Below are 10588 nucleotides of genomic sequence, written 5' to 3'. Positions count from 1 at the left end.
CCCCCGCGCCGCCCACGGATCGCCTCGCCACCCCCGGCGAAGAGCCAGCGCAGAAGAAGAAGAAGAAGAAGAAGAAAAGACTGCGCGACCCGCTGGCCATCGTCCTGATCTGCATCATCGTGGTTTCGCTGGTGATAGCAGGCCTGATCGGCGGGGAGCTGTACGCACGCCACGTCGCCAACAACAAGGTCGCCCAGGCGGTGGCCTGCGAGGTTCAGGATCAGGCAACGGCGTCCTTCGGGGTGGCGCCGCTGCTGCTGTGGCAGCTCGCGACGCAGCACTTCACCAACATCACGGTGTCGACAACGGGCCACCAGATCCGCGATGCCAAGACGATGAAGATCGACATCAGCATCAAAGACGTCAAACTCGACGACACTGCCAACTCCAAGGGCACCATCGGCGCGCTCGACGCGACTATCACCTGGACCAGCGACGGCATTAAGGAATCGGTGCAGAACGCGATTCCGGTGCTGGGCCCGTTCATCACCAACAGCGTGATCACCCATCCCAGCGACGGCACCATCGAACTCAAGGGGATGCTGGACAACATCACGACCAGGCCGGTGGTCTCCGGTAATGGCATCCGGCTGCAGATCCAGAGCTTCAATGCGCTCAGCTTCACGATGCCCCGGGAGAGCGTGCAGTCGACGCTGGATGCCTACACGCAGAAGCTGACAGCCAACTACCCGCTGGGCATTCACGCGGACAGCGTGCAGGTGACCGGAACCGGCGTGACGAGTCACTTCTCCACCCGCAATGCGACCATCCCGGCCGGCGACAACAACGACTCCTGCTTCGCCAACCTCTAGGGTCAGGCGCTAGCCCAGTCCGTCCAGGACCGCGCGGGTGCCGGACAGACCCAGCCGGGTTGCCCCGGCGTCCACCATCGCGAGCGCGTCGGCGGCGGTGCGGATTCCGCCGCTGGCTTTGACCCCGAGCCGACCGCCGACGGTTTGCGCCATCAGGGCGACGGCGCGTACCGAGGCGCCCCCGGCGGGGTGAAAGCCGGTGCAGGTCTTCACGAAGTCGGCGCCTGCATCCTCGGCGACGCGGCACACCTCGGTCAGCGTGCGCCCGTCCGAATCCCCAAGCAGCACAGCCGATTCCACGATCACTTTGAGCACGGTGCCGGGTATCGCGGCGCGCACGGCGCCGATGTCGGAGCGCACCACCGCCAGCTGCCCGGCCAGCGCGGCGCCGACGTCAATCACCATGTCGACCTCGGTCGCGCCGGCCGCCACCGCCCCGGCGGCCTCTTGCGCCTTGACCGCCGAGGTGTGCTTGCCCGACGGGAAGCCGGCCACCGTCGCGACCCGAACCCCGGAGGCCGCCGCCGCGAGCGGCACCATCGATGGAGACACGCACACCGTGTAGACCCCCAGCTCCACGGCCTCGTCGACCAATGCGGCCACGTCGGCGTCGGTGGCCTCGGGTTTGAGTAAGGTGTGGTCGACCAGGCCCGCCAACTGGTTGCGGCTCAGTGCCATCAGAGGGCCTCTTCCGGGCCGCCGGGGTTACAGCCGGATGAGACCATCTCGGCGTCGTCGACGACGGGGCTCCACGGCTCGAGATTCCAGCTGGTCTTCCCGGGCTGGGCCGTCTCGGCGATTTCCCAATGACAGATAAACTGCGCCCGCATCGGGCTGTCGGCGTCCGGCGTCATCGCCACCACCTCCGACCAGGCTTCGTCGGCGGCAGCCGCAGTCCCGGGGTGGCCCGGACGCCAGCCGTCCGGACGGCGTCGGAAAGACCTGCAGGCTCCTCAGCTGCCCCCGCTGGGACCACTCCGGGAGAGCGCAGGCGGTGTGGTCGACGAAGGGTGGATCGTAACCGGGATCGGCCGGACGCCGTACCGGTCGCGGCCACCGGGCCCAGCAGGGCCAGGGCCGCCGCCGGCACGGCCACCAGAGCCTTCATCGGGTCAGCGTGACTTGCCCTGAATTTCCAACAGCTTTGGCCGCACATCGACCAGATAGACACCCGCCGCGCAGGCCGCGATGGCCATCCCGAGCACCCCGAAAATAAAGCCCAGGATGGATGTCAACGCGACTGCTCCGCCCAGGATCACCAGCCACACCGGCTTGGTCAGCTTGTCCGCGGCGGTGTAAGCGTCGGCCCGCTGCATCGCAGCGTGCACAAACGCGTACACTGTCATGACCAGGACACCGATTTGCAAGACCCACATGACGGTATTCACGGCTTGGCTCACGGCTCAAGCGTATGCGGGTTGCGTCATGTCCGTCGAGCCCCGAGCTGCCTCGAAGGGTAACTCGGAGCTTGACCTGACTTCTGGGTGACCTTCTTGGCCGCGGCCTTCTTCACCGGAGCCTTCTTGGCGGGGGCCTTCTGCGACGCCACAATGCCCAGCGCCTCCTGGTCAGCTCGACGGCCTGGTCCACGTAGCCATCGGCACGCGCCGTGGTCTCCTCGACCGGCCGCTGGCTGCGCAGACGCTGCAGCGCGGCCTCGCCCCGCTCGACCAGCTCGTTTTACCGGGTGGGCGCTGCCTCCAGGTAGCCTGCGGCGGCCTTGCGCAGCTCCTCGGGGGTGAAGCGCTCACGCAGCTGGGCGACTGCTCGGGCAGGTCTTCCTGCAGCCTGGCGATCCGAGCGCGGCTCTCCTCGACGCGGGTGCGGGTGCCTTCGGCCCGCTCACGCAGGTTGCCGATGAGTTCGTTCACGGTCGCCAGGGCCAGGTCGGCGGCACCCAGGGCCGCGAGCAACGGCGCCCGCAGTTCTTCGATGTCCGTGTTTTCAGCCATGGTGTTTCCTTAATCATGGTTGGTTGTGCTGGACGTTTATGAAATTCGGTTGGGAAGTCGGGGCGAGCGACGCTCCCCTGACGGGGAGTAGTCAAGACCCGAGTATTGACTTGACACGCGGCTTGCCGGAAACCTCCTGGTCGGTCGGGTCGGGATGGGCGATCTGGTGGGTATCGGTGAGGGGCCAACTCAGGGCTCGGGCGGTTCGCCACCGATCCAGCCCGCCGGCCCACCTCACTCGTGGCTGTCGGATTCGGGCGGACACTCCTCGCGGGCAACGTCGTTTTGCTGGGCAAATGAGGCGTAGATGTCGAGCAGGATCTGTTTTTGGCGCACGGTGATCGCCGTGTCGGTGATGATGGCGTCGCGCACCTGGCTCTTGTCGCTGGGATCGAGGATCCCGGCGCGCACGTAGAGAACCTCGGCGGAGACCCGCAGCGCCTTCGCGATCTGGCTCAGCACATCGGCGGACGGTTTGCGCAGGCCACGCTCGACCTGGCTCAGGTAGGGGTTGCTGACGCCGGCCAGTTCGGCGAGTTGGCGCACCGACACCTGGGCCAGTTCGCGCTGGCTACGGATAAAACTGCCGATGTCGGACGCTGCGGGGGACACCTTCGCGGAGAGCGTTTCCTCCGGCGACATTTACGTGCTCCTCTGGTCCGTGAGCGTGCCTTGACAGCTAACAAGCGTACGGACATGTGCTTGCATTTAAAAGCAGTAGTTAGCACCCTTAGAAGAGCTGCGCGATGGTGTAGATCACCAGTCCCGCAAGCGAGCCGACCACCGTGCCGTTGATCCGGATGAACTGCAGGTCGCGGCCCACGTGCAGCTCGATGCGCCGGCTCGCCTCCTCGGCGTCCCACCGCTCGATCGTGTCGGTGATGATCGCCGTGATCTCCACCCCATACTGCGAAACCAGATGCTGCGCCGCCCGCACGATCCAGTTGTCGACCTTGTCGCGCAGCTCGGCGTCGTCACGCAACGACTCACCGATCCGAACGACGGCGTCCGAGATCCGGGTGCGCAGCACCGAAGACGGATCGTCGACACCCTCGAGCACCAACCGTTTCAGCGTCTTCCACGCCGTCGCCGCGGCGTTGGCGATCTCGTCGCGCGCCATCAGCTGCTCTTTGACCGCGTCGGCACGAGCGATGGTGTCCGGGTCGTGCTGCAGGTCGTCGGCGAATTCGAACAGGAAGCGGGCCGCCGAACGGCGCAGTTCGTGGTCCGAGTTGCGGCGCACCTTGTCGGTGAAGTCCATCAGTTCGCGGTGGATGCGGTCTCCGACGAGGTGGTCGACGAAGCGCGGCGACCAAGTCGGCGAGTCACGCTCGACGACCCGCTGAATGATCTCGCCCGCGTTCAGCGACCACTGGAAGGCCCGGTCGGCCAGCAGTTGGATGAGGGCCTCCTGGCGGTTCTCGGCGAGCAACGTCGCCAGCACCCGACCCGCCGGCGGCCCCCACTGCGGTTCGGCGATGCGGCGCACGATCATCCGGTCGATCACCTGCTGGACGTCCTCGTCGCGCAGCAACTCGACGAGCACGCGCAGCACGGTCGCGGTCTCGCCCGCCACGCGCTGGGCGTGGGAGGTGTCCGACAACCACTTGCCGAGCCGACCGGGCACCTGGGCGTCCAGCAGCTTGGCCTCCACCACCTCCGGGGACAGGAAGTTCTCCCGCACGAAGGTGCCCAGGCCCTCGCCGAGCTGGTCCTTTTTGCGCTTGATGATGGCGGTGTGCGGGATCGGTATGCCCAGCGGATGCTTAAACAGCGCCGTCACCGCAAACCAGTCGGCCAGCGCCCCCACCATGCCCGCTTCCGCGGCCGCACCGACGTAACCAACCCAGGCGCCGACACTTCCGTGCGCCTGCGCCCAGCGGCACGCTAGGAACACCCCGGTGGTCCCGACCAGAAAGCTCAGCGCCACCAATTTCATTCGCCGCAGCGCTACGCGCCGTTGAACGTCGACCTCCGGATCGGCGCAAGCGAACGATTCCGCGAAGGACGTCCGGAGGGTCGCCGACGTGGCTGGCATCGGCCGCGCGGCGGCCGCGGCCGATGCGTCGACTCTCGACGACGGTCTATGTGCCACCACACCATCATGTATCGATTGCCAGTTCGTTTTACGACACATCGCCGGGTTTCGTAGCCAATGGCCAGCCCCGCCGCCATCCAGACCCTCTACGCCGTATTATCAACAGCGTTCTAGTGAATGGGAATCGTCGATAGTGACAGAGCAAATCCCTGCTGTAATCGTCAAGACGGACGGTCGTAAGAGGCGTTGGCACCAACATAAGGTGGAGCGCCGCAACGAGCTGGTTGATGGCACGATCGACGCCATTCGCAGACACGGCCGGTACTTGAGCATGGATGAAATCGCCGCAGAGATCGGCGTTTCCAAAACGGTTCTGTATCGGTACTTCGTCGACAAAAACGACTTAACGACGGCCGTGATGATGCGGTTTGCCCAGACCACGTTGATTCCGAACATGGCCGCGGCATTGACGTCGAACCTGGACGGCATCGATCTGACCCGTGAGGTCATCCGCGTCTACGTCGACACCGTAGCGAACGAGCCCGAGCCGTATCGGTTCGTGATGGCCAACAGCTCGGCCAGCAAGAGCAAAGTGATCGCGGACTCCGAGCGGATCATCGCCCGGATGATCGCGGTGATGATGCGCCGGCGCATGGTGCAGGTCGGGATGGACACCGGCGGCGCCGAGCCGTGGTCCTATTTAATCGTCGGCGGTGTGCAATTGGCCACTCACTCGTGGATGTCCAATCCGCGGATGACCCGAGATGAATTGATCGACTACCTAACCATGCTCAGCTGGAACGCCCTGTGCGGAATCGTCGAGGTGGGCGGGTCTTTGGAGAAGTTCCGTGCCGAGCCGCATCCGTCGCCGATCGTGCCGCCGCGGGACTCCTGAACGGGCCGGCGCGGCGCTCGTTTTGCGCACCGCGCACTCATCGTGTAACCCTAGGTGTGGTCTGCGGCACACGGCATGAGCCTGCTGGAACCGCTAACATGCAGGAGGCATGCGCCGGAGGTGCATGGCATCCCCCGATTCGTCGGCCCGCACCTCTGGGATACAGGAAGGCTTCTTTCGTTATGGCCGTGCAGCTCACCCCCCATTTTGGCAATGTGCAAGCGCACTACGACCTGTCGGACGACTTCTTCAGGCTCTTTCTGGATCCCTCTCAGACCTACAGCTGCGCATTCTTCGAGCGCGACGGCATGACCCTGGAAGAGGCTCAGCTGGCAAAGATCGATCTGTCGCTGTCCAAGCTGGGTCTCGAGCCCGGGATGACGCTGCTCGACATCGGCTGCGGCTGGGGCGCCACGCTGCGCCGGGCCATCGAGAAGTACGACGTCAACGTCGTGGGCCTGACCCTGTCCGAGAACCAGGCCGAGCACGTGCAGAAATCGTTCGACCAGCTGGACACTCACCGCACCCGGCGGGTGCTGCTGGAGGGCTGGGAGAAGTTCGACGAGCCCGTCGACCGGATCGTGTCGATCGGCGCTTTCGAGCACTTCGGCCGCGCGCGGTGGGCGCGCTTTTTCGAGATGGCGTACTCGGTGCTGCCCGCCGACGGCACGATGGTGTTGCACACCATCGTGCGCCCGGCGTTCAAAGAGGCCCGGGCCAAGGGGTTGCCGTTAACGCACGAAGTTGTTCATTTCACGCAGTTCATCCTGGCCGAGATTTTCCCGGGCGGCTGGCTGCCCACCCCGGCGTTGGTCGAGGAGCACGCGTACGACGCCGGGTTTAAGCTCACCCAGACTCAATCTCTGCAACTGCACTACGCGCGCACCCTGGACATGTGGGCGGCCGCGCTGGAAACAAACCGGGACGCCGCCATCGCGATCCAGTCGGAGAAGGTCTACGACCGCTACATGAAGTACCTGACCGGCTGCGCGAAGCTGTTCCGCCAGGGCTACACCGACGTCGACCAATTCACGCTGGAAAAGTAGATGCGGTGGAGCACCCCCGGCCCTGGGCCGGGGTGTCTCGTCATTTCGCCAGGGTGAATTGCCCCACGTTGCAGATGCCTTACGGAAGAAGTTTTCGCAGCCGGTCAGGTACTTCATGTAGCGGTCGTAGACCTCTTAGACTGGATGGCGATCGCTCGTTCGTTGTTGGCCCCGAGATTGGCGGCCCACATGTTCAGCGTGCGGGCGTAATGCGGCTGCAGCACCATCCCAGCCGCACCCAATGTCGAGCAGCGTTATCCCCGGCTCGAGATTCAGCTTGCTCAGGGCCAGATCGAACTTGGCGTTCTGCGCCTCTTCCAACGTCATGTCGTCGCGCTCGAAATACGCGCATGTGTATCCCATTGTGGGATCCAGGAATAATGCGAAAACTCGTCGGAAACGTCGTAAATCGATTGCGATTCTTCGTAATAGGGTCTCTACTGCATCATGCCCGTGTGGATACCTTCCCTCGGTTGATTCGCGAGGATGGTATCCAAAAAGCTAGGTAAATGCCAGATAACCGAAGCCGTGGCGCCCGACCGGCGTCAGTACGCGTAGAAGCCTTGGCCGGATTTCTTGCCCAGCATCCCGGCCTCGACCATCTGCAGCAACAGCGGCGGCGGGCCGTAGTGCGCTCTTTGAATTCCTCGTACATCTTGTCGGCGATCAGCTTGAGGGTGTCCAGGCCGACCCGCACCACCCGTTTGCCGAGCACGGCGCCGGCAAACTCGTCGGTGCGGGCGGCCGCGGCTTCGTCGGTGACCAGCGTGCTGACCAACTCGACCAGCGGCAGCACCGGCACGGGGTTGAAGAAGTGCAGGCACCAGCACGCGCTGGGGATTCTTGGTGGCGGCGACGAGCTTCATGATCGGGATGCTGGAGGTGTTCGACGCCAGCACCGCGTCGGGATCGGTGATCACCTCGTCGAGCTTCGCGAAGACACCGGCCTTGACGGCCTCGTCCTCGACGATCGCCTCGATAACCAGCTGGCGGTCGGCGGGGTCGTTCAGGTCGGTGGTGAAGGTGAGCTGGCTCAGTCCGCGGTCACGCTCGCGCTCGGTCACCTTGCCCGCGCTGACTCCCCGCTCCAGCGACTTCACAATGCGGTTTTGGCCCGCGATGACCAGGGCGTCGGTGGTCTCGTACACGGTGACGGCGACGCCGGCGCGGACGGAGACTTCGGCGATTCCGTGTCCTATCTGCCCGGCCCCGAGGACCCCTACTCGCTGAATCCGTGTGTCGCTCACTGTAGTTTCTCCATTGTGTTCTGGTTGACCGCAATAGGCCCCGCCTGGCGATCCCGGGCGGGGCCTATTGCTACTTCAGCTAATCTTCACCGCTCCGAACGTGTACTGGGGGCGAAGATTCGATCGGAAACTCACCACCGATGCTACGTTCGGTCAGAGCCGCGCATCGTAAGTGGCTCACCTCGTGGTTCCACTTCCTCCTCGCGGTCAAGGGCCGCGCATCGTCAGTGGAACTGGCCCTCTTCGGTGGAGCCGGCCAGCGCAGTGGTCGACGACGTCGGGTCGACTGTGGTGGCGATCCGGTCGAAGTAACCGGCACCGACCTCGCGCTGGTGCTTGGTCGCGGTGTAGCCGCGCTCTTCGGCGTCGAACTCGCGCTCCTGCAATTCCACGTAGGCGCTCATCTGGTTGCGGGCGTAGCCGTAAGCTAGATCAAACATCGCGTAGTTGAGGGCATGGAATCCGGCCAGGGTGATAAACTGGAACTTGTAGCCCATCGCGGCCAAATCCTTCTGGAACTTCGCGATGGTCGCGTCGTCCAGGTGTTTCTTCCAGTTGAACGACGGCGAGCAGTTGTAAGCCAGCATCTGGTCCGGGAACTCAGCCTTGACGCCTTCGGCGAACTTGGCCGCGAGCTCGAGGTCCGGAGTGCCGGTCTCCATCCAGATCAGGTCGGAGTACGGCGCGTAGGCCTTGGCGCGGGCGATGGACGGCTCCAGACCGTTGCGGACGTGGAAGAAGCCTTCCTTGGTCCTCTCACCGGTGATGAACGGCTTGTCGCGCTCGTCGACGTCGGAGGTGATCAGGGTCGCGGCCTCGGCGTCGGTGCGGGAAATGATCACGGTCGGCACGTCGGCGATGTCGGAGGCTAGCCGGGCTGAGGTAACGGTCCGGATGTGCTGGCTGGTCGGGATGAGCACCTTGCCGCCCAGGTGGCCGCACTTCTTCTCCGAGGCCAGCTGGTCCTCCCAGTGCGAGCCGGCGATACCCGCGGCGATCATCGCCTTCTGCAGCTCGTAGACGTTCAGCGCGCCACCGAAGCCGGCTTCACCGTCGGCGACGATCGGGGCCAGCCAGTTCTCCACCGAGGTGTCGCCCTCGACCTTGGCGATCTGGTCGGCACGCAGCAGCGCGTTGTTGATGCGGCGCACTACCTGCGGCACCGAGTTGGCCGGGTACAGGCTCTGGTCGGGGTAGGTGTGGCCAGCCAGGTTGGCGTCACCGGCGACCTGCCAACCCGACAGGTAGATGGCCTTCAGGCCGGCACGGACCTGCTGGACCGCCTGGTTGCCGGTCAGCGCGCCCAGCGCGTTGACGAACTCGAGCTCGTGCAGCTGGTTCCACAACACCTCCGCGCCGCGCCGGGCCAACGTGCTCTCCTCGACGACGGTGCCCTGCAGGGCCACGATGTCCTCGGCGGTGTAGGTGCGGCTGATCGCCTTCCAGCGGGGGTTGGTGTCCCAGTCGTGCTGAATCTCTGCGGCGCTTCTCGGGGTGCCAACAACAGACATTGGGCTTGCTCCTTATGTTCTTCTGAGCCGGGACCGCGCGTCTTGCGATGACTGTGGCTCAACTTCGCTCGTATGCTCAACCGACAATGACACAGGGTGTTGATGCAGGTCCACCCATTTTCCTTGCCAATTTCGGCCATGACTGCGCGCCCATATTGCGAAGGTTGCGAAGATGCGGCTAACTGAACCGGTTCAGAAGCTACCCGCCGGTAACCGGAATGCGCAGGTCAGCGCACAATTTAACGGGACGCTTGTCCTGTTAAAGATTGAACAGCGCGGCGACCGCTTTAGTCTCGTCGCCGACCGCATATGTGAGCGTTGTAACAGGCCGATCGACGAGCCCGGGACCGAACTGATCGGTCGAACCGGCCGGATGGATGTGCGAGATGATCTCCAGCTTGTCGCCGAGCGCCACCGGTGCCTCGTGCTCGATGGTGATCCGCAGCGGCCGGGCCATGAGCGCCAGATGCGACGCCAGGTAGTCCTCGATGACGCTCCAGTACACTGAGTTGTTCATATGGTCGAACAGGTCGATATCGGTGACCCGGACCGGGAATTCGTGGATCTCTGTGGCATCGTCGCGGCTACCCGGCTTGAGATAGCCCTTCCACCGCAACCGGTCCACCGACGTCGTCTTGTGCAGGCCGGCGAGGAAGTCGTCGGAGATACGCGACGGCATCTGGGTATCGCGGTTGATGTTGATCCAGAAGGCCTCGGACTCGATCAGGCCGCCCTTGCGCCCGTCGATGCGGACCCGCATCTCACACCACCGGTTCGAGGTACCCGAACACCACCGTCGACACCGCAGCATATCCTGGAACTCGATGGGCCGCAGCAAATCGAGCATGGTGCGTCGCACGATCCACAGCGGGTGGGTCTCCTCGAAGCCCATCTCGCGCAGCTGGTCCTGGCCGATGTCCTGGATGTGCCGGCACGCGGCGTCCAGCCGCAGCCGGCCGGTGCGGTCGATGTCGGCCACGCGCAGCGGCCATTCGCGGTCGAACACGTCGGGGTGACCGTCGGGCACCGGCATCATTGATTTGTCCAGACTCACGACTTCGCTCCCCAGTCGACCTAATTAACTGAC

At 64.5% G+C, this 10588-nt stretch carries 9 protein-coding genes and 4 pseudogenes; 3 read left to right on the top strand and 10 right to left on the bottom strand.

Translation table 11 applies throughout. From position 1 onward, the window contains the following. Window positions 1-812: LmeA family phospholipid-binding protein (locus FQ389_RS14005; protein WP_144208640.1), on the top strand; the 812-nt coding region annotated here is incomplete at its 5' end. Between the two features lie 9 nt (window positions 813-821). On the opposite strand, the gene deoC is transcribed toward FQ389_RS14005, so the two are convergent. The 6 genes and pseudogenes from deoC to FQ389_RS13975 all read right to left on the bottom strand — a co-directional run bounded on the left by deoC (window position 822) and on the right by FQ389_RS13975 (window position 4802). Then, the gene (gene deoC, locus FQ389_RS14000) at window positions 822-1490 is read right to left on the bottom strand and encodes a deoxyribose-phosphate aldolase (protein WP_144208637.1); all 669 of its coding nucleotides are present in this window, start codon (window positions 1488-1490) and stop codon (window positions 822-824) included. After that, window positions 1490-1920, bottom strand: a pseudogene (locus FQ389_RS20395) (DUF2599 domain-containing protein). The gene deoC and the pseudogene FQ389_RS20395 overlap by 1 nt, the downstream one beginning before the upstream one ends. Window positions 1921-1924: 4 nt before the next feature. Continuing rightward, entirely contained in the window at window positions 1925-2188 is a 264-nt protein-coding gene (locus FQ389_RS13990) for a DUF2516 family protein (RefSeq protein ID WP_044512797.1), read from the bottom strand. 47 nt (window positions 2189-2235) lie between these two features. Then, window positions 2236-2764 (bottom strand): annotated as a pseudogene (locus FQ389_RS13985) (heparin-binding hemagglutinin). Between the two features lie 234 nt (window positions 2765-2998). Further along, entirely contained in the window at window positions 2999-3406 is a 408-nt protein-coding gene (locus FQ389_RS13980) for a helix-turn-helix domain-containing protein (RefSeq protein WP_144208634.1), read from the bottom strand. Between the two features lie 88 nt (window positions 3407-3494). After that, window positions 3495-4802, bottom strand: coding sequence for a DUF445 domain-containing protein (locus FQ389_RS13975; protein ID WP_144208649.1), 1308 nt, complete (start codon window positions 4800-4802; stop codon window positions 3495-3497). 193 nt (window positions 4803-4995) lie between these two features. On the opposite strand from FQ389_RS13975, the gene FQ389_RS13970 reads away from it, so the two are divergent. Both FQ389_RS13970 and pcaA read left to right on the top strand, forming a co-directional pair. Beyond that, window positions 4996-5697, top strand: coding sequence for a TetR/AcrR family transcriptional regulator (locus FQ389_RS13970; RefSeq protein WP_144208631.1), 702 nt, complete (start codon window positions 4996-4998; stop codon window positions 5695-5697). Window positions 5698-5879: 182 nt separating this feature from the next. Next, on the top strand, window positions 5880-6743 hold the full coding sequence (pcaA, locus tag FQ389_RS13965) for a cyclopropane mycolic acid synthase PcaA (protein WP_144208628.1): 864 nt from the start codon (window positions 5880-5882) through the stop codon (window positions 6741-6743). A 219-nt stretch (window positions 6744-6962) separates the two neighbouring features. On the opposite strand, the pseudogene FQ389_RS22630 reads toward pcaA, so the two are convergent. The 4 genes and pseudogenes from FQ389_RS22630 to FQ389_RS13945 form a co-directional block, all read right to left on the bottom strand. Beyond that, window positions 6963-7153, bottom strand: a pseudogene (locus FQ389_RS22630) (class I SAM-dependent methyltransferase); the annotation flags it as partial. Between the two features lie 135 nt (window positions 7154-7288). Beyond that, window positions 7289-7990: pseudogene (locus tag FQ389_RS13955) on the bottom strand (3-hydroxyacyl-CoA dehydrogenase NAD-binding domain-containing protein). 224 nt (window positions 7991-8214) lie between these two features. Next, window positions 8215-9501: an isocitrate lyase gene (aceA, locus tag FQ389_RS13950; protein ID WP_144208625.1), complete on the bottom strand. Its 1287-nt coding sequence runs from the start codon at window positions 9499-9501 to the stop codon at window positions 8215-8217. A 259-nt stretch (window positions 9502-9760) separates the two neighbouring features. After that, the gene (locus FQ389_RS13945) at window positions 9761-10555 is read right to left on the bottom strand and encodes an acyl-[acyl-carrier-protein] thioesterase (protein WP_144208622.1); all 795 of its coding nucleotides are present in this window, start codon (window positions 10553-10555) and stop codon (window positions 9761-9763) included. Window positions 10556-10588: the final 33 nt, after the last annotated feature.

This window comes from Mycobacterium tilburgii (assembly GCF_902168065.1).
GTDB classification, from domain to species: domain Bacteria; phylum Actinomycetota; class Actinomycetes; order Mycobacteriales; family Mycobacteriaceae; genus Mycobacterium; species Mycobacterium tilburgii.
The sequence above is the reverse complement of the archived record's forward strand: the minus strand, read 5'-3'. Positions and strand labels throughout refer to the sequence as shown.